This is a genomic window from Pseudomonas sp. S2_E01 (genome assembly GCF_054668365.1).
This window is the reverse complement of the sequence record NZ_CP162762.1, coordinates 2181590-2200669: the sequence shown is the minus strand read 5'-3', so window position 1 is coordinate 2200669 and position 19080 is coordinate 2181590. Positions and strand designations below refer to the sequence as shown.

The 19080-nt window shown below is 61.6% G+C and carries 20 protein-coding genes; 14 read left to right on the top strand and 6 right to left on the bottom strand.

Features of this window, described 5'->3' with window-relative positions; translation table 11 throughout:
• Positions 1–91 precede the first annotated feature (91 nt).
• Together AB4O36_RS10080 and AB4O36_RS10075 are read left to right on the top strand one after the other, a co-directional pair.
• Entirely contained in the window at positions 92–787 is a 696-nt protein-coding gene (locus AB4O36_RS10080) for a heavy metal response regulator transcription factor (RefSeq protein ID WP_460124314.1), read from the top strand.
• The gene (locus AB4O36_RS10075; RefSeq protein ID WP_460141636.1) at positions 760–2154 is read left to right on the top strand and encodes a heavy metal sensor histidine kinase; all 1395 of its coding nucleotides are present in this window, start codon (positions 760–762) and stop codon (positions 2152–2154) included. The genes AB4O36_RS10080 and AB4O36_RS10075 overlap by 28 nt, the downstream gene beginning before the upstream one ends.
• A gap of 99 nt (positions 2155–2253) precedes the next feature.
• Here the strand turns inward: AB4O36_RS10075 and AB4O36_RS10070 are convergent, their stop codons facing one another.
• Positions 2254–3012, bottom strand: coding sequence for an SDR family NAD(P)-dependent oxidoreductase (locus AB4O36_RS10070; RefSeq protein ID WP_460124308.1), 759 nt, complete (start codon positions 3010–3012; stop codon positions 2254–2256).
• 178 nt (positions 3013–3190) lie between these two features.
• Between AB4O36_RS10070 and AB4O36_RS10065 the strand changes: the two genes are divergently transcribed.
• Complete coding sequence (locus AB4O36_RS10065; protein WP_460124305.1) at positions 3191–4645, top strand: MFS transporter; 1455 nt, start codon at positions 3191–3193, stop codon at positions 4643–4645.
• 9 nt (positions 4646–4654) lie between these two features.
• Here AB4O36_RS10065 and AB4O36_RS10060 read toward each other — a convergent pair whose 3' ends face one another.
• Positions 4655–5506: a LysR family transcriptional regulator gene (locus AB4O36_RS10060; RefSeq protein ID WP_460124303.1), complete on the bottom strand. Its 852-nt coding sequence runs from the start codon at positions 5504–5506 to the stop codon at positions 4655–4657.
• Between the two features lie 117 nt (positions 5507–5623).
• Between AB4O36_RS10060 and AB4O36_RS10055 the strand changes: the two genes are divergently transcribed.
• From AB4O36_RS10055 to AB4O36_RS10030, 6 genes are all read left to right on the top strand, one after another.
• Positions 5624–6487 (top strand): NAD(P)-dependent oxidoreductase, encoded by an 864-nt coding sequence (locus AB4O36_RS10055; RefSeq protein ID WP_460124300.1) that lies wholly within the window; start codon positions 5624–5626, stop codon positions 6485–6487.
• A gap of 28 nt (positions 6488–6515) precedes the next feature.
• Positions 6516–6824, top strand: coding sequence for a chorismate mutase (locus AB4O36_RS10050; RefSeq protein WP_460141635.1), 309 nt, complete (start codon positions 6516–6518; stop codon positions 6822–6824).
• Between the two features lie 44 nt (positions 6825–6868).
• A complete protein-coding gene (locus AB4O36_RS10045) occupies positions 6869–7531 on the top strand; it encodes a hypothetical protein (protein ID WP_460124298.1) in 663 nt (220 codons plus the stop codon).
• 86 nt (positions 7532–7617) lie between these two features.
• Complete coding sequence (locus tag AB4O36_RS10040; protein ID WP_460141634.1) at positions 7618–8361, top strand: metallophosphoesterase; 744 nt, start codon at positions 7618–7620, stop codon at positions 8359–8361.
• Positions 8362–8492: 131 nt separating this feature from the next.
• On the top strand, positions 8493–8702 hold the full coding sequence (locus AB4O36_RS10035; RefSeq protein WP_460141633.1) for a hypothetical protein: 210 nt from the start codon (positions 8493–8495) through the stop codon (positions 8700–8702).
• Between the two features lie 330 nt (positions 8703–9032).
• The gene (locus AB4O36_RS10030) at positions 9033–9707 is read left to right on the top strand and encodes a polysaccharide lyase family 7 protein (protein WP_460141632.1); all 675 of its coding nucleotides are present in this window, start codon (positions 9033–9035) and stop codon (positions 9705–9707) included.
• Positions 9708–9890: 183 nt separating this feature from the next.
• Here the strand turns inward: AB4O36_RS10030 and AB4O36_RS10025 are convergent, their stop codons facing one another.
• Together AB4O36_RS10025 and AB4O36_RS10020 are read right to left on the bottom strand one after the other, a co-directional pair.
• Complete coding sequence (locus AB4O36_RS10025) at positions 9891–10808, bottom strand: LysR family transcriptional regulator (RefSeq protein WP_460141631.1); 918 nt, start codon at positions 10806–10808, stop codon at positions 9891–9893.
• A gap of 82 nt (positions 10809–10890) precedes the next feature.
• The gene (locus tag AB4O36_RS10020) at positions 10891–12090 is read right to left on the bottom strand and encodes an MFS transporter (protein ID WP_460141630.1); all 1200 of its coding nucleotides are present in this window, start codon (positions 12088–12090) and stop codon (positions 10891–10893) included.
• A 282-nt stretch (positions 12091–12372) separates the two neighbouring features.
• Here AB4O36_RS10020 and AB4O36_RS10015 point away from each other — a divergent pair, with 282 nt between their 5' ends.
• The 4 genes from AB4O36_RS10015 to AB4O36_RS10000 all read left to right on the top strand — a co-directional run bounded on the left by AB4O36_RS10015 (position 12373) and on the right by AB4O36_RS10000 (position 16604).
• Positions 12373–13653 carry a c-type cytochrome gene (locus tag AB4O36_RS10015; protein ID WP_460141629.1) on the top strand — a complete coding sequence of 427 codons (1281 nt, stop codon included), beginning with the start codon at positions 12373–12375 and terminating at the stop codon, positions 13651–13653.
• Positions 13650–14123, top strand: coding sequence for a (2Fe-2S)-binding protein (locus tag AB4O36_RS10010; RefSeq protein ID WP_460124272.1), 474 nt, complete (start codon positions 13650–13652; stop codon positions 14121–14123). The genes AB4O36_RS10015 and AB4O36_RS10010 overlap by 4 nt, the downstream gene beginning before the upstream one ends.
• Positions 14120–16357, top strand: a complete 2238-nt coding sequence (locus AB4O36_RS10005; RefSeq protein ID WP_460141628.1) for a xanthine dehydrogenase family protein molybdopterin-binding subunit — start codon at positions 14120–14122, stop codon at positions 16355–16357. Before AB4O36_RS10010 ends, AB4O36_RS10005 begins: the two co-directional genes overlap by 4 nt.
• 112 nt (positions 16358–16469) lie before the next feature.
• The gene (locus AB4O36_RS10000) at positions 16470–16604 is read left to right on the top strand and encodes a hypothetical protein (protein WP_460141627.1); all 135 of its coding nucleotides are present in this window, start codon (positions 16470–16472) and stop codon (positions 16602–16604) included.
• A 65-nt stretch (positions 16605–16669) separates the two neighbouring features.
• Here AB4O36_RS10000 and AB4O36_RS09995 read toward each other — a convergent pair whose 3' ends face one another.
• The gene (locus AB4O36_RS09995) at positions 16670–17098 is read right to left on the bottom strand and encodes an Rrf2 family transcriptional regulator (protein ID WP_460141626.1); all 429 of its coding nucleotides are present in this window, start codon (positions 17096–17098) and stop codon (positions 16670–16672) included.
• 139 nt (positions 17099–17237) lie between these two features.
• Here AB4O36_RS09995 and AB4O36_RS09990 point away from each other — a divergent pair, with 139 nt between their 5' ends.
• Positions 17238–18122, top strand: a complete 885-nt coding sequence (locus tag AB4O36_RS09990) for an NAD(P)/FAD-dependent oxidoreductase (protein ID WP_460124261.1) — start codon at positions 17238–17240, stop codon at positions 18120–18122.
• A 12-nt stretch (positions 18123–18134) separates the two neighbouring features.
• Here the strand turns inward: AB4O36_RS09990 and AB4O36_RS09985 are convergent, their stop codons facing one another.
• Complete coding sequence (locus AB4O36_RS09985) at positions 18135–19070, bottom strand: LysR family transcriptional regulator (RefSeq protein WP_460124258.1); 936 nt, start codon at positions 19068–19070, stop codon at positions 18135–18137.
• Between the last annotated feature and the right edge of the window lie 10 nt (positions 19071–19080).

The window sequence follows — 19080 nt, the reverse complement described above, 5'->3', positions numbered from 1 at the left end:
ACTCCGCCGGCTCATCTCGGTACACTGCACAGCCGAGATAGCCCTGTCGCGGGCTGAGTCCCGTCAAGAAGAAACCCGAGCGCCCCTCACGATGCATATCCTGCTGATCGAAGATGACACCAAAACCGGTGAGTACCTGAAAAAGGGTCTTGGCGAGTCCGGTTACAACGTCGACTGGGCCCAGCACGGTGCCGATGGGCTGCACCTGGCCTTGCAAACAACATACGACCTGATCGTGCTGGATGTGATGCTCCCCGGTATTGATGGGTTTCAGATCATTGAGCTGTTGCGCGCCAAACAGGACGTGCCCGTGCTGTTTCTCACCGCACGAGACCAGTTGCATGACCGCATTCGCGGCCTGGAGCTGGGCGCGGATGATTACCTGGTCAAACCATTTTCCTTTACCGAACTGCTGTTGCGCATTCGCACCATTCTGCGTCGCGGCGTGGTGCGCGAAGCCGACCATTTCCACCTCGCCGACCTGGAGCTGGACCTGGTGCGTCGCCGCGTCACACGCCAACAGCAAGTGATCGTGCTGACCAACAAGGAGTTCGCCCTGCTGCATCTGTTTCTGCGTCGGGCCGGCGATGTGTTGTCGCGGGCACAGATCGCTTCGGAAGTCTGGGACATGAACTTCGACAGCGATACCAACGTGGTGGACGTCGCGGTCAAGCGCCTGCGCACCAAGGTCGACCATCCCTACCCGATCAAGCTGATCCACACCCTGCGCGGTATCGGCTATGTCTGCGAGGTGAGGTCATGCGGACCCGACGCCAACCATCCCTGACCCTTAGGTCCACCCTGGCGTTTTCGCTGGTCGCCATGCTGGCCGTGGCCGGTGCCGGCCTCTATTTGTACCAGTCGATGAAAGCCTCGGTATTGGTCTACAGCGATCATGCGGTCATGGGCCGTCTGGAGCATTTTCGCAAGCTGTTGCATTACGAACTCGCCATCGAGAAGCTGCGCGACAGCCCGCAGATTTTCAAGAACATGCTCGACAGCGAAGACGACATTTTTGTCATAGAAGAGCCCGGGCAGGCGCCGGTGATCCGCGTCAACCCACTGAACGTCACGCTGCCCGAGCTACCGGTGATCGGCCAGGAAACGAAGCTGAACGTCAGTGACCTGCGCAGCGGCATGACCGACACCGGAACACCCCTGCGTGCCGCGACCGTGGTCACGACGTCGGGAGGACGCGAAGTCCGCCTGACGGCCGCACACCTCATGGGCAAGGAAATGGCCATGCTCGCGGCGTTTCGTGAACGTATCTACCTGGCGGTGGCCCTGGCCTTTCTTGCCACCGCGCTGCTGGGTTACCTGGTGCTGCGTCGAGGACTGCGCCCGTTGCGCAAAATGGCCGCGCATGCGGCGGCCATAACGCCCGAGCGCCTCGACAGCCGTATGGACAGCGCCGATACGCCGGTTGAACTGCAACAACTGAGCGACGCCTACAATGCGATGCTCGATCGCCTCGCCAAGGGGTACCAACGATTGACGCAGTTCTCCGCCGACCTTGCCCACGAGATTCGCACGCCGGTGGGCTCGCTGATGGGGCATTGTCAGGTCGCCCTTCGCCAGCGCCGCAGCGAGGAGGACTATCAGGCATTGATCGCGTCGAACCTTGAAGAGCTCGAACGAATCTCCCGCATCGTTGAAAGCATTCTGTTCCTTGCACGCGCCGACGAAGCGCAATCGGTGGTCGAGCCCCAACGACTGTCGCTCAATGACGAATCACAGCGCATCGCCGAGTATTTCGAAGGCTTGGCTGAAGAGCGGCAGATGACCTTCCGGATCATGGGCGATGGCAACGTGCTCGCTGACCCATTGCTGCTGCGCCGAGCGTTGAGCAACCTGGTGGCGAACGCGATTCGCTACGCCGACGAAGGCACCGAAATCTCGATGCGGGTCATTGCAACAGGCGGTGCTTGCCGAATCGAAGTAGAGAATCAGGGGCCGGTGTTGAGTGACGAGACCCTGCGCAAACTCTTCGACCGCTTTTACCGCGGCGATGCCTCTCGCCACCAGCACTCCGACTCGTACGGCCTTGGCCTCGCCATCGTCGTGGCAATCATGCAACTGCATGGCGGGCGCGTGGATGTCGAGCAGCCCAGACCCGGGATTATTCGTTTTTCGCTGTCATTCCCTGATGCTTGAAACTTCGAGGGACAATCGGTCAAGTCAAAAGCCCCTTGGAGAGCTCGCAGTTAATCACAAAGCAGCCCACTGGGGGCTGCTCCATGGTCACGCAGGTGTTCAGATTTGCGACAGGCCGCCGTCGACCATCAGTTCCACGCCGTTGACGTACCTGGCATCAGCCGAGGCCAGGAACAGCGCCGAGGAGGCGATTTCTTCAGGCTGGGCCATGTAGCCCAAAGGCGTGATCTGCTCGACGTGTTGGCGCAGGGCGGCGATGTCGCCTTCGCTCATTTTCAAGCCGTTGTCCATCAACGGCGTGCGGGTAAAGCCTGGGCTCAACACGTTTGCGCGGATCTTGCGACCCTTGAGTTCATTGGCCCAGGTGCGCGCAAAGGACCGCACCGCGGCCTTGGAGGCGTTGTAAAGGCTCAGGCCTTCCATGCCATTGCTGGAACAAATGGAGGCCGTCAGGACGATGGACGAGCCATCTTTCATCAACGGCATCAACGTCTGGACGGTAAAGAAGACGCCCTTCACATTGATGTCGAACATGTTGAAGTAAGCGGCCTCGCTGGTCTCGCCCACAGGGTTCTTTTCACAGATACCGGCGTTGGCAAACACCGCATCCAACTGATCGCCGCGGTCCTCGATCGTCGCCCTGAGTTCATCAAGATCAGCCTGGCGCGCGACATCGGAAATGACCGCAACCGCTCTATCGCCGAGCTTTTCGAGCGCTGCCTCCAGCGTGCTCGCAGAGCGGCCGGTGATGTAGACACGTTTGGCGCCCTCGGCGATCAAGCCTTGCGCAATCGCAAAACCGATCCCGGTGGATGCGCCTGTGACAACGGCCACCTGTTGAGTGAATTTACCTGACATGCATGACTCCTCGATCTTGGACATGTGGATCGTGTGAAACCACAGAAGGGTCATTGTCAGAGGTCCGGCGGTGCTGCGGGACTGCCATAAATGAACGATGAGCGTTCATTTATGTGAGGCGTCAATGGGGCTTGAATTGATTAGATTGAATCAACTCATCTGCCAACAGGACGCTCGTATGGTTTCCCAAATAGTCGCGCCCCCGGAACGGCGGCGCTGGTTGATTTTCGTGATTCTGCTGGTGGGCGCGTTTCTGCCGCCACTGGATTTTTTCATCGTCAACGTCGCGCTTCCCTCGATTCAAACGTCGCTCGGCACGGCCTCTTCCGCCGAGCAACTGATCATTTCTTCCTACGCAACGCTGTACGCCGTGACGCTGATCACCGGCGGCCGGCTGGGTGATCTCTATGGTCGCATGGCGATGTTTCTCATGGGGCTTACCGGGTTTGCGTGCGCATCGCTGATGTGTGGCCTGGCGACGTCACCCTGGTTGCTGATTGCGGGACGGGCCCTGCAAGGCGTGACAGCGGCGGTCATGGCACCTCAGGCGCTCGCTTCGATCCAGGCTATTTTTCCGGAATCCGAAAAGCCATTGGCGCTCAGCCTCTACGGCGCCGTCTTTGGCCTGGCGGCGGTCGTCGGCCAGGCCTTGGGGGGAATCCTGATTTCACTCAACCTGATGGGCCTGGGATGGCGGGCGATTTTCCTGGTGAATTCGCCGATTGCGTTACTGGTCATCGTGTTCGCCATCCCGGTAGTCCGGGAGACCCGTGCCCGACACACCAGCAAGCTGGATCTGGGTGGCACGGCGCTGTCGATCCTGACGCTCGGGGCCTTGATCGTGCCACTGATCGAAGGGCGCGAAGCGGGCTGGCCGCTGTGGGCGTGGCTTTCGCTGGCGGCGGTGCCGGGGCTGGCGTGGCTGTTCTGGCGCTACGAGGCCCGCTTGCACCTGGCCGGCGGCGCACCTTTGCTCAACCCTGATGCACTGCGGGCTCCCGGCCTGGGGCGGGCGTTGCTGGTGGCCCTGACTTTTTACGCGATCGGCGTGTTTTTCCTGCTGCTGTCGATCTATCTGCAGCAGGCCCTGCAGACCAGTGCGCTGGATGCCGGTCTCGTGTTCCTGCCTTTTGGCGCGGGGTTCCTGCTCGGACCTTTGTCGGTTCAGCCGTTCAAGCGCGTGTTCGGGGATTTCGTGAACCCCGTTGGCATGGGGTTCGAGATCATCGGATTCGTGCTTCTGGCCTGGCTGGTAAGTGGGACGCCGACGGCCAGCCACCCGCCTGCGCTGCCCTTGGCCGCGATCCTGTTCCTGATCGGTTTCGGACAGGGACTTGCGTTACCGACGTTGATGCGCATGATCACAGGCCGGGTTGCGCCCGCCTATTCCGGCATGATCGCGGGCATCACCAGCTCTACCCTGCAAATCAGCACGTCGCTGAGCGTCGCGATCATCGGCGGAATTTTCTACACCCTCGTCGGCACACACACGGACGCAGGCACCATCACCCGCGCCTTTGTCGCCTCCATCCTCTGCATCGCCGCCTGCCTGGCGGTGGGCGCAGGGCTGAGTCTCACCCTGTCGCGCCAACCCAGGACAACACGGCAGGTGTCAGCCGCGCGCCCGACCTGAGCAGGGTTATCACTCGGCGCCGATCATGCTGGACGCGAGATCCGCCAGGGCGCGAAGACTGTCCATCTGCCGCATGTCCTGGTGATACCCCATCCAGATCTCGCGACCTGGCGGCGGGTCCTGCGGATCGAGCAGCCGCAGCCCCGGGACCTGGTCGCCAAGGACACGCGGCAGCACCGCGACGCCCTGGCCCATCGCACACATCCGCGCCTGCACCGTGCGACTGCTGCTGGTGAGCACGGTGCGGGCCAGCGGGTAACGCTGTTGCAACCACTGCACATCAGGATAATGCGCCTGGGCAATGCTCATGGTGATCAAGCCAAGTCCTTCGCCCTGCGGGGCGGGGTCTGGCAATCCAACGCCGGCATACAACCCATAGCTCAGTGTGGTCAGCTTGCGGTGAACGATGTCGGGTTCGGTGAACGGGACGATCCGAAAAGCGATGTCGGCGTCGCGGCGAGCGAGGTCAAACAGGCGATGCCCGGCGATGACCTCAGGCGCGATCAGCGGGTAACGTCGCGCGAGTTCCCCCAGCACGGGTGCCAGCACGTAACAGGCGAACCAATCAGCGGAAGAAATGCGCAACACCCCTTCGGGTTGGGCGCTCTCCCCCGCAAGCCGTCGTTCGATCGCCAGCGCACTTTGCTCCATCTCTTGCGCCAGGCTGAGTATCTTCTCGCCGCTCTCGGTCAATACCAGCCCTTGGGTGGTCCGCAGGAATATGGGCTGGCCACTGGACTGCTCAAGCACCTGCAAGCGCCGCCCCACGGTCGGATGGCTGACACCCAACAGCTTGGCGGCAGCGCCGAGCGAGCCGCTGCGGGCAACCGCCAGAAAAACCCGCATATCACTCCAGTCCATGCCTCACCCCGTACAAAAATGAACAACGAGAGTGCAACAATGGCACTGCCGTAGCAATCCCGTGCCTCACATACTTGGCCGCATGACGTACAGCCAAACAGCAACGGGGTGCTCAAGATGAATATCGGTTTTATCGGCGTGGGAAGCATGGGCAGAGCGATCATTCCCTTGCTCATCCGCGCAGGCCATCAAGTGTCGGCGTGGAATCGCAGCAGCGCTGTGCTGGCTGATCTGGAAGGCGTGCGCACGCTCCCATCCCCCGCTGCGGCGTTTGGGCAAGAGGTGGTCATCAGCATGCTCGCCGACGATACCGCGGTCAGGGAAGTGCTGCTGGCGGGTGCAGTGCTGGAACGTGCCGAGGCCTCATGCGTCCACGTCGTCATGGCGACGCTGTCGCCCGTACTCATGGAGGAGCTGCAAGCGGTGCATCAGGCGCTCGGCATCGTCCTGGTGGCTGCGCCGGTTTTCGGTGTCCCGGCCGTGGCCGCGCAAGGCGCCTTGACTATCCTGGCTGCGGGGTCCGAGGTCGCCCTCGCAAAAGTCCAGCCACTGTTCGACATCCTTGGGAAAATGACCTGGCTCCTGGGCGATGAACCTGTCCAGGCGTGCATCGCGAAAATCGCCGGCAACATGATGATTACCCAAGCCATCCAGTCCCTGGGCGAAGCGAACGCCCTCGTCCAGCGTTATGGCCTGAGTCCCGTGACATTCATCGAACTCATGACCCAAACCCTGTTCGCCTGCCCCAGCTATCAACGCTATGGACAGAACATCATCACCAACCGTTTTGAACCCGGTTTCAAGCTGTCCCTGGGGCTCAAGGACATCAACCTGGCCATCGATGCGGCCCATGACAAGGGCCTGGAACTGCCCGCCGCCGATGTCGTACGAGCAAAGATGAGGGCGGCAGTCGCCCAAGGGGCCGGGAACAGGGACTGGTCGATCTTTGCCGCTGAAGATCAACGGCGTCCCACGTTCTAACGCGCCATGCCCCCAACGGAGGACCCCCATGGAAACGCCCGACCTTGCCCAGCAACTCACAGCCTTGCGCCACAGCATCGACAATATCGACGCCGCCCTGATTCACATGCTTGCCGAACGCTTTCGCTGCACGTATCAGGTCGGTTTGCTCAAGGCCCGCTATCAATTACCCCCCGTCGACAAGGACAGGGAGCAGCATCAATACGCGCGACTGACAGCACTTGCCAACGAAGCGAGTCTCGACCCGGCCTTCGTCGAGAAGCTGATGCACTTCGTCATCAGTGAAGTCGTCCAGCGCCACCAGACAACCGCCGCCCGACAGGATTCCTGGGCATGAGCACGCGGTTGAAGCAGCCTACCAACACTAAAAAGGGAGCCCCCATGAAATGGCCCACGATTGATCAAGTCCGAGACTTTGTCGCTTTGCCCACGGGCTATGCCTGGGACTACATCAAGCGCGAGGAGATCGATGTCGCGATCGAATTTTTCCGCACCTGGTTTCCCTCTATCTCGGTCGGGTTGGGCAGCGCGTTCATGAGCCGACGATTCTATGAGGAACACGTGGTACTGCAGGACGAGGCCAATCGCAGCATTCTTGCGGCAGTCGTTCGTCATCACCATGAAATTGTCGCCATCGCCACGTGGGAGAAGGTTGACGGCGCCGATGTGATCTCTGGCCGCGTCGGCGCAGTAGCCAAACCCCATCGACAGTCGAACCTGGCGGTAGCCGCTCAAGCACTTGGCGAGAAAATGGGGAGATGGATGGGCGCAGGCTTGATCTACGGCATGGCGACGACCCGCACGCCCTATATGCAACGCGCCCTGGAACAGGCGGGATACAGAGCCGTAGGGATCATGCCCGGCCTAGATCGCGAGGAAACGGAGCCCGGTGTGGTGCGCAGGGTTTACGAAGTCATCTACGCCAAACAACTCGCCCCGGACGCGGATTTTCTGATCCCCGCGCAGCAGCATTTCACCCCTGCGGTTGCACGGCTGTACGCGGAAATTTTTAGAAGCGATGCCCGGATGTCGATGACGGATTGAGAACGACGCCCAGGCAGCTCCTTCCTTCGGCAATCCAGAGGAAATGGTATCCTTGACGATTGCCCAACCACCTCCCGAAACCCACCATGCTCAAGCCTCTCCATTCCCCTGCGGTAAAGTCATACGAGCTCAATCTCGACGGCCACGACTTTGTAGTGGGCGATATCCACGGCTATTTCAATCTGCTGACGTCACTGCTGGAACAGGCGGAATTTGATGAGACCAGGGATAGGCTGTTTTCGGTAGGCGATCTGATTGACCGCGGGCCTTACTCGGACGAAGTCATCGTGTGGCTGAAACAACCGTGGTTCCACGCGGTTCGGGGTAAGCATGAGCAGATGATTGTCGAATGCTCTATCGGAATTGGGGACGTCCCAAGGCACATCCGCAATGGGGGCGCCTGGTTCCATGAAGCACCCTCCGCTTCTCGGCAAGGCATATTCGACGTCTTGAATGACCTTCCCATCATGCTGGAAATCGAACGGCCGGATCGCGGCAAAGTTGGGATCGTGCATGCTGAAGTGCCAACGCTTCTGCCTTCAGACGGCTGGCCACAAGCCAAAGCCTATCTAGCCGGGCACGTCGGCGAGGAACTGCAACAGCAGGCGCTCAAGTGTGCGCTGTACTCAAGGAACAAGATCGAAAACCGCGATCACTCCATCGTGGAAGGAATTGACACTGTTTATGTCGGCCACTCGACGGTCACCGATGTCACGAACCTGGGCAACGTCGTGTTCACCGACACAGGCTGTTCATTCGGCGATGGGGCGCTGAGCCTCATCAACATCAATACCGGGGCTGTGTTCCGAACGGCCATGACTGCGCAATGAGGCTGATTGACGGGTTAGTGCATTGCCATCCTTAGGCAAGGCAGATGGCCTTTCTCGAACCTCACCGACCATTCGCACACACCATTGATCCAAGCCGGTGCTAGGCTTTCCTCGACAACCGAGGATCCTCAATGCCAAATTCCGACCTACTGCCTTCCCTGCTTTTCAAGATCAACGAAAACCAACTCGCTCTGGAATGCGCCATCATGGAGCTTGCAAACTGGGCCGAACAAACCGGGGCCACCGAGATCGCCGACACCGTGCATGTGGCCCTGGACGTGATCGACAAGAATGAAGAGTTCATCAAGCTGACGCTCGCGGTGCTGATGGCGCCGGAATGAGGGTGGAGGACTCGGGCAGTTTGGCCTTGCCAGCGAAAAGCAATCCCCCTATCGCCGCAGTGAGGGCGAGAACAGGCGCTGGTATCCTCGCCCGCACGTTCGCCAGCCATTAAGGGATGGAGGCGAAAATAGAAACCCCGAAGCCGCGAACCTTCGGGGTTTTGCTTTTACGCGATACCTGCCGCGCTACAGCCAATGGCCTACTAAACGCCATCATCCGTTCGTCATTTCTTCCGATCACGGTCCTCTCTCCCCCAGTCACAACATACGCAACACGGTTGGAAGGCAATCGTGCCAGGCCAATGATTTTTACCAGCTCGGAGAAGGAACATGGGCGTAAACATCAGTAATCTAACGATCGCGACACCGGTAGCCGTATCCGCAACCAACCCGGTTGCACTTGAGCTCAATGGTGCTCAGGCCATTGCTCAGTTTCCCAGTGTGGTGACGGTCCTGCCGGACGGGTCACTGCAACTTTCGGCGCCCACCCGGGGCGCGTCCAGCAAGAGCACACGCCGCACGCGGTGTGAATGGAAGGAATCGGTGTACTGGTCGCTGTCCAGTACACCCACCCATATCAACTATCAGGAGATGACGGTCACCAAGGTCAATTCCGCTCAGAAGGTCGTCATATCGCAGATGCATGTGAAGGGCGATGACAGCCCGGCGATCAAGGTGTTCTGGCAGAAGGGGAATATCACGATGGGATTTCGCCAGAGTTTCGACCAGACGACGCCGGTCAATTCGACGCTGCTGAAGGGTGTGCCACTCGGGGGTAAATTTCAGGTCATCATCAAGGTGGCTTCTGCCGGAATCGCGCGGGTCACAGTCGACTACAACAATAACGTCGGGACGTCTGGCGACCTGCAGCTCGACCCTTCCTGGAACTCACGGGTGTTCAGTTTCCACGGTGGGGTCTACAACCAGGTTGATTACACTGACGCTACGCCGCCAGAGGATGGCTCGATCTGCATCATCAGTGACTTGCTGATCACCCACGCCTGACAGGCTGACAGCCGGGAAAGACCGGCACCCGATCTTCCCTTCCAAGAAATAAGCCCGCCCTGACCAGTTGCGGCCACTCAGCATATCTCTGAAACAGCTGGCGGGGCGGACGTAGGGATCTTATTCGAGTGAGGAAATTTCGTACATCAGCAAATCCCTGATACCCGACTGCAAACCAAAACCTTACAACGGTCCCGCCGTGTTCGGCTCGAGAATCTCTTCGAGAAAATCAATGAACACATTGATCCGGCTAGACCCTCGGTGATTGGGCAAATACAACGCGTTGATGCAACTGCTCGCGCTGCCGGGGTTGACCTCGTACTGCTCCAACAACCGCACCAGGCGACCGGCGACCACGTCCTCGCGTACCAGCCAATCCGCCAGCAACGTGACCCCGCCACCGGCGATGGCCGCTTCGCGAAGAATGTCGGCATTGTTGCTTTGCAGGCGACCCTGCACATTGAGCTGGATGGCTTCCTCATCACCCTGGAACGTCCAGTGCTGGTGTGAGCCGCCGTAGTCGAAGCGCAGGCATTGATGTTCGAGCAGGTCTCGCGGATGGCAGGGTGTGGTGTGTCCTTTCAGGTAATCCGGGCTGGCCACCACCCATCGCTGGAACGCCCCAACGCGCTTGCTGACAATGTCTTCACTGACCACCGTGGAGCCAAGGCGCACCGAGACATCAATCTGTTCGCTCAGCAGGTCGCCCACCTGATCGCTCAGCGACACGCTGATCTCCAACCCCGGGTGACGGTCGAGCAAGCGCCCGAGGTGCGGTGCGATGATGCGCCGGCCGAACTCGACCGGGACGCTGATACGCAACCTTCCCTGCGCATCGCTGCCCCGGTCGGCGACCACGGCGTCGGCTTCGTCAATGGCATCGAGGATGGCCACCGCCTTCTCGAAATAGGCCTGCCCGGCTACGGTCACGCTGGTGTTGCGCGTGGTGCGGTTGAGCAGGCTGGCGCCCAGTTCGTGCTCCAGCCCCGCCACCTGGCGTGTGACCGAAGAGGTCGAGATACCGAGCTTGCGCGCCGCCGAGGAATAACCACCACAACGTACGGTTTCAACAAACATCTTCAGTGCCAGCAACTTGTCCATCAGCAGGGTCCGGTCGAAAGGGAGCGACGCTGATTGTGCATCACCGTTCGCCCGCCGTCTTGTACGACCGTGCTTGAGTGCCTCAGGCATTCGCCTTGCGTCCCAGGAACATCACCAGCGCCAACAGCGGCAGCGATGCCACGGCCAGCGCAGACAGGTGCCAGCCGAAATGTTCATAAAGTGGGCTGGCCACCAGCGAACCCAGGGCACCGCCGACGAAGATGCTGGTCATGTAGACCGCGTTCAAACGGGCCCGGCTGTGCGGGTCGATGGCGTACACCTCGCGCTGGCCGAGCACCATGCTCAGTTGCACGGCGAAGTCCAGCAGCACCGCACACACCACCAGCCACAGGTAGCCGTTACCCGGCAACGCACCCATCATCAACGCGGCCGGGGCCAGCAACAGGGCAACCAGCGTGCCGCGACGACCATGGCCTGCATCGGCCAAGCGGCCGGCAATCGGCGCTGCAATCGCACCCACCGCGCCTACCAGTGCAAAGATCGCCACTTGCGACTGGCTGAATCCGTGGTGGCGGATCAACTCGATGGGCGCCAGGGTCCAGAACAGGCTGAAGCTGGCGAATAACAGGCCCTGATACAGCGAGCGTTGACGCAGGATCGAATGACGACGCACCAGCGCAAACACCGAGCCGATCAAGGCGGGGTAAGTCGCCTGATGGGTCGGCATACGGCGCGGCAGTACCAGCGCAGTGATCAGCGCAATAACCGTCATCAAGCCCGCAGCGCTGAAAAACACCCCACGCCAGCCGAACGCTTCCACCAGCAGGCTCGACAGCGGACGCGACAACAGAATGCCCAGCAACAGGCCGCTCATGATGTTGCCCACCACCCGGCCACGGGTGGCTTCCGGTGCCAGGTGCGCGGCCAGCGGCACGAGGATCTGCACCGCCACGGAGGTGAGGCCGATCAGCAGGGAAAACACCAGGAACATCGACGGCGAATGGGTCAGCCCGGCGCACAGCAGCGTCACGCTCGCCGCGAGCGTAAAACCCACCACCAGGCGGCGGTTTTCCATCAGGTCGGCCAGCGGTACCAGCAACAACAGGCCCAGTGCGTAGCCAAATTGCGTGAGGGAAACGATCAGGCTGGCGTTGGCGCTGGACAAGCCGATTTGGGGCGCAATCAACTCGACAATGGGTTGTGCGTAGTAAAGGTTGGCCACGACCGCGCCACAGCAAAACGCCAGGAACGCGACCATCAGGCCGGAGAGCGAAGCAGGCTGTTCGACCTTGACCGCTGCTGCAGGGTTGCCCGTAAGCATGATGAAACCTCAATGAGTGGGGAAAGTGGTTGCAAGGCTACGGGGCCTGCCCGGCACCGAGAATCCGTCTCCCGGGCAACGCAGTGATGCGCCATCCGCAACGACTCTGGCGTTGCGGATGGCGCAACGGGCTATTGCGCAAGCTGCCAATTCTCCGGCACCGCTGCGTCCTCTACCTTGGGGCACCTGGCGCAGGGCTTTGACCGGCGCCCTTCCCTGGCGGCTCAAGGAACTGATCATGATGGCTTCATCCACCGTTGTCCCCACGCGTTGCAAATGCCCATGAATGCCCGATTCCTCGCATCCAGGCGCTTGTGGGTCGGCATCGCGGCCCTTGCCTGCATCGGAGCGTCTGTCGCCGCCATGTTGATGTGGCGCCCCGCTATAGCCCCCATCGAACGCCCTCAAACGTTCGACTCCCTGCAAGTTCAGCGCGGTGCCCAGGTAGTCGAGGCCGGCGATTGCGCGGTGTGCCATACCCGTCCGGGTGGCCAGTATCTGGCAGGCGGATTGCCGCTGGTGACACCCTTCGGCACGCTCTACAGCACCAACATCACCCCCGATCCGCAGACCGGCATTGGCGCCTGGTCATTACCGGCATTCGAGCGGGCGATGCGTGAGGGTATCGCTCGCGATGGCCATTTCCTGTACCCGGCATTCCCCTATGTTCACTATCGGCGCATGAGCGAGGGCGACATCGCCGACGCCTATGCCTACCTGATGAGCGGCCCGGCCGTGAATTCGCCCGCGGTGGCGAACCACATGATCTTCCCGATGAACATTCGCCCGCTGGTGTCGTTCTGGAACCTGCTGTTTCTTCACGGGGAGCCCTTGAAGGCGGCGACCGAGCAATCCGCGTCGTGGAATCGCGGAGGCTATCTGGTCGACGGCCCCGGCCACTGCGCCGGCTGCCATTCACCGCTGAACCTGATCGGGGCGGAGAAATCCGGTGAATACCTCGCGGGCGGCAGCGTTGATGGCTGGGAAGCGCCTTCGCTGCTGGGCATGGCCCGTCGCGCCAACCCATGGCGCCAGGATCAGTTGGTGCGCTACCTGCGCGCAGAAGTGGTCGAGGGACACGGCACTGCCGCCGGGCCGATGCGTCCCGTCAGCCTGAGCATTGCGCGCTTGCCGGTCAGTGATGCCCAGGCGATTGCCGACTACCTGTTGAGCCTGCCAGGCGAGTCCTCGGTCAGCGAAGTTCATCCAGATCGGGTGAGTACGGGAACCAGCGACTTGCACAGTGGCGCCTTGCTGTTCGCCAGCGCCTGCGCGGGCTGCCATGCCTCGGCGGCGCCCATGCGGATGATTGACGGGCGGCCGGCGCTCGCGCACACCAGCGCATTGCAAAGTTCGAGCGCCCGCAACTTCATGAAAACCGTGCTCGAAGGCATCCCCGCGAACCCAGGCGAACCCGGCCCCGTCATGCCGCCCTTCGCGGCCAGCCTGGACAACGACCAGCTCATCGCCCTGGCGGCGTACCTGCGCCAGCAAGCCCAGCCCGATAAGCCATGGACCGACCTTACTTCCACCCTTGAAGCGATACGTCAGGAGGCGAAATGACTCAAGTCACGCTCAACGTCAACGGTTCCGCCCAGGCATTGGAGCTGGAGCCGGACATGCCGCTGCTCTATGCGCTGCGCAATCACCTGGGGCTCAACGGCGCCAAATACGGCTGCGGCCTGGGCCAGTGTGGCGCCTGCACCGTCATCGTCGATGACCAGCCGGTGTTTTCCTGCGTGACACCTTGCGCCGGCCTTGAAGGCAAACAGGTGCGCACCGTTGAAAGCCTGGGTTCTGCCGAGCAACCGGGCCCGCTGCAACAGGCCTTTATCGACAGGCAGGCGGCGCAATGCGGTTACTGCATCGCCGGCATGCTGATGCGCGCACAGGCATTGCTGGAACACAACCCACAGCCGGACGAGCAGACCATTCGCGAGCACATGTCGGTGAACCTGTGCCGTTGCGGCACCCACCTGCGCATCATCGAGGCGATTGGCCTGGTCGCCGCGCAAAACAGGAGCGCAGCATGACCCAGGCCAACCCACACAACCCCAGTCGCCGAGCCTTCCTGCGGGGCGGCGCCTTGCTGATGGCATTTACCCTGATGCCCGCCGCGCGCCGTGCCTGGGCAGATACCGAAGTCGATACCCTGGGCACGGTGGTGTTGGCGCCGGACTTGCCCGGCAGCCTGCGCACCAACCCCTACCTCGATGCGTGGATTCGCATCGGTCATGACGGCATCACCGTCTACACCGGCAAGGTCGAATTGGGCACGGGAGTTAAAACCGCGTTGCTGCAAATTGCCGCTGAACGCCTGGAAGTGGCGCCGACCGCCATCACCCTGCTGACCGCCGACACCGCGCTGACCCCCAACGAGGGCTACACCGCCGGCAGCCACAGCATTTTCGACAGTGGCACCGCGTTGTTCAACGCGGCGGCGCAAGTCCGTGAGTTGCTGATGGATTCGGCCGGTCGCAGCTGGGGCGTCGCCGCAGCGTTGCTGACCACGGCCGATGGGGTCATACACGGCCCCAGCGGGCTGCGGATGACCTACGCCGACGCCGTCAGGAACGTCGATCTGCACCTCTACGCCAAATCCGAATCGCCCAGCATGCCGCCCGCAACCTTCAAGCTGATCGGTCATTCGCTGCAACGCCTGGACATTCCGGCCAAGGTCAGCGGTGGCCCTGCCTTCGTTCAGGACATCCGTCTGCCCGGCATGCTGCACGCCCGAGTCATTCGCCCGCCGCGCCCAGGCTCCACACTGCAGGCCTTCGATGCCGGCTCGATCAAGGCCTTGCCCGGTGTTGTCGAGGTGATGCGCGACGGCAATTACCTGGCCGTGGTGGCCCGTGACGAATGGCAAGCGATCAAGGCGATGCGCAGCGGTTATGAGTCGGCACGCTGGAGCGGCGGGCAGGTAATCCCCGAGGCCCGCGACATTCACACCTTGCTCGAACACCTGCCGTCGCGCCGTTACCCAATCAGCCATGAGGGCACGCCCCAGGCTGTCACGGACGGCGCATACCAAGCCCGGGTAACCAAGCAGTACCTGATGCACGGCTCCATCGGCCCTTCCTGCGCCGTGGCCTGGTTCAAGGACGGCACGTTGACGGTCTGGACCCACACCCAAGGCGTCTATCCCCTGCGCGCGGGCATCGCGGAAATGGTCCGGCTCCCACCTGAGCGCGTGCGCTGCATCCACGCCGAAGGCTCCGGTTGCTACGGCCACAATGGCGCCGACGATGCCGCGGCCGACGCCGCGCTGATTGCCATGCGAATGCCGGGCACGCCGGTGCGGGTGCAATGGATGCGCGAGCAGGAAAATCTCTGGGAGCCCTACAGCTCGGCGATGATCAGCGAAGTGCGCGCCAATCTGGATGCGCGGGGTCGCTTGCAGGACTGGAACTACGAACTGTGGACCACGCCGCACAACGAACGCATCGTCAATGCGGGCCGCTTGTTGCCGGCGCGATTGCTGGCGCGCCCCTTCACCTCGGCCCCGTCGATCCCCATCGCCCAGCCCGAAGGTGACGGCGATCGCAATGCCGTGCCGCTGTACACATTGGCCTCCACCCGCATCGACATGAACTTCGTCACCGAGATGCCCTTTCGCACCTCGGCGATGCGCTCGCTGGGTGCACATATCAACATTTTCGCCATCGAGGCCTGCATGGATGAATTGGCCAACAAGGCTGGAATCGATCCGGTCGCTTTGCGCCTGAATCATCTGGCGGACCCGCGGGCACGGGCGGTAGTGGAGCGGGTGCGCGATGCCATCGGCTGGCCGCACAAGCGCAATGAACCGGGCGCCGGTATCGGTTTCGCTTTCGCCCGCTACAAAAACATCATGGGCTACTGCGCGCTTGCGGTGCGCTTGCAGGTTCATCCGCAGACCGGCGAAATCCAGATCGATCAGGTGGTGACGGCGGTCGACGTCGGCCAGATCGTCAACCCCGATGGCCTGCGCAACCAGGTAGAAGGCGGGATACTCCAATCCGCCAGTTGGACGCTGTACGAAAAAGTGGCCTATGACGCCGGGGGTATTCGCAGTTATGACTGGAGCGGTTACCCGATCCTGCGATTTTCCCAGGTGCCGAAAAAAGTCGACGTCCATCTGCTCGACCAGCCAGGCCAACCGTTTCTGGGCGCCGCCGAAATCGTCCAGGGGCCGATGGCTGCCGCTATCGGCAATGCCGTGGCGAATGCGACCGGACGGCGCTGGCTGAACTTGCCACTGACCCGCTCCGGCCAACCCGCCTGACCTGCCCCGGCGGACTCGGCCTGCTTCAATCGCCCTGTTAGAAAAATTGAATTAGAGGGTTGTCCGTCCGGTCAAGAATTATGAACGCAGGACATCTGACGAGGTAATAGCCATGACTATCGAAGCAGAGACACTCGTACAACTGACCGAAGCCTTGCAGGAACGCGGCATGACACTGGTCGCCGATGTCGTGTTCATTCGGGCGCCGTATCGGCATGATCATCGTTGGATTTGCAGGGTGGCGTGACCCCGCACGACCGCCATCGGCTCCTCATTCAGCCTGCATGAGCCGCTGGCTTCGATGGCAATCGCCTAAAGCGCCTGGAAGCGCCCCTCGAAATCATTCGCCAGTTGCTCCAGCGTCACATCGCCCAGGCGCTCCAGCAACAGCGATTGCGCGGCATCGAACGCATCGGTCAACGCCGCATTCACCGCCTGTTCCACCAGGCATTGCGGGTGGTCTGTCGCAAGGCCGATGGCGAACACCGAAGCACTGCCCAACGCCTGGTGGATGTCCAACAGCGTGATGTCGGCCAGGGGTTTGGCCAGTGTCCACCCTCCCCGATGGCCTTTCTCCGAACGCACATAACCTTGCTCCTTGAGCAGCGCCATGGTGCGGCGAACCACCACCGGGTTGGTGCCGAGCATCTGCGCCATGGTGTCGGATGTCGCGGGTTTGTCCTGGCGCGCCATGTGGATCAGCACGTGCAGCATGCGGGACAGACGGGTGTCGTTTCTCATCAATGATGTGTTCTGGGGAGGTGCTCGCAGCCTCCCACGAAACAATAATTGTTACAAGACCATTGACGCGCTGACTTCACGTAACTTACGTTGTATCTTGAATTTCCTGAACGGGCTAACAAGCCTTGGAGACAACATCATGTTCGACGTAATCATCGTCGGCGGCAGCTATGCGGGCATTTCGGCAGGCCTGCAATTGGCGCGGGCGCGCCGTAAGGTGCTGGTGATCGATGCCGGCAAAAGGCGCAACCGCTTCGCCGATCATTCCCATGGATTTCTCGGCCAGGACGGGCGCCACCCTGGCCTGATCGCCGACGAGGCTCGTGCCCAGTTGCTGGCGTATCCCACCGTGCAATGGCGTACACAATCGGCGGTCGACGCCGCCCAAAACGGCGAGACATTCACGGTGACAACCGCAGACGGCGAACACTTTGCCGCCAAGCGCCTGATCCTCTCTTCGGGCGTGGTCGACGAGTTGCCTGAGGTGCCCGGCCTGTCCCAACGCTGGGGCAAGCGTGTGTTTCATTGCCCGTATTGCCACGGTTATGAACTGGACGGCGCCCCCATTGGCGTGCTCGCCGCGTCACCGATGGCCATCCACCACGCATTGATGCTGCCTGACTGGGGACCCACCACATTTTTGCTCAACGGCGTGTTCGAACCCGACGCCGAACAATGGGCGCAATTGCAGCGACGCGGCGTGCAGGTGGAGGCCGAACCGGTCCTGTCCATCGATGGCGATCAGGCCGACGTGACACTCGCCAGCGGCCGGGTGATCAAGCTGGCCGGTCTGTTCACTCAGCCACGCACCCGAATGGCCAGCCCTCTGCCCGCCTTGTTGGGCTGCGATTTCGAGGACGGACCGATGGGTCCGTTCATCAAGGTCGACGCGATGCGCGAGACCAGTGTGCGCGGGGTATTTGCCTGTGGGGACGCCGCAGTGGCGGCTGGCAATGTGGCAATTGCCGTGGGGGATGGCGCGCGTACAGGGGGCGCGGCTCATCAGTCGTTGATGTTTCGCTAAGGCGGGTGTCGATCATCCAGGCACGGATGCCTGGTGATGCGAGTCCGGCGCCTCAATCGCCTCAAAGCGCCTGACCTCGCCCTGCACAAAATCCGTGAACAGCTTGACCCTGATCGGCGTGTTGGTACCAAACGCGTGCACCGCATGCAGCTCCAGCGATGGCAGCGCCTGCTCCGGCAGCAGTTGCACCAGCCGCCCTTCCTCGAGATCCTGCTGGACGATGCAGCGCATCAAGTACGCCACGCCCATTCCATCGAGCGCTGCCGTGCGCAAGCCAAAGCCCGAATCCAGGCCGATTCGCCCCTTGGGCAGCAGCGTTTCGCCGCTGGCGAAGACGATGGGCAGTGTCCGTCCGTTCAATTGATAACGCACGAAAGGCAGGTTGCGCAGATCATCGATTGTGCGCGGATTGCCTCGCTTGCGCAGGAAGTCGGGAGACGCGACCAACGCCATGTTCAAGTGCGCCAGCGTGCGCGCCCGCAGATTGCTGTCGCCAAGTGATCCCACCCGGAAAATCACGTCGTAGCCTTCACTGATCAGGTCGACGTGGTGGTCCAGCAGGTTGAGGTCGACATCCACCTGCGGATGATCCACCAGAAACGCCTCGCCAATCCTGGGCAGCAACAAGCGCCCCAACTCGCTGGGCATGCTCACGCGCAAATGGCCGCGCACGTTTCCGGTGGGCCGGATCGCATCCTCGGAGTCCTCCAGCGCACGCAGCAATGGCGCCACGCGCTCGAAAAACAGATGGCCGTCGGGGGTCAGGCTGAGGGTTCGGGTCGAGCGCCGGAACAGGGTGACGTTGAGCTTTTTCTCCAGCCGCGCGATGCCCTTGGAGATCGCCGAAGGCGTGGTGCCAGCGATGCGCGCCGCGGCACTGAAAGACCCCGCCTCCACCACCTGGACAAAGGCAATGAGGCTGCTCGACTGGCTCAACAGGCTGGACATCTTGTGACTC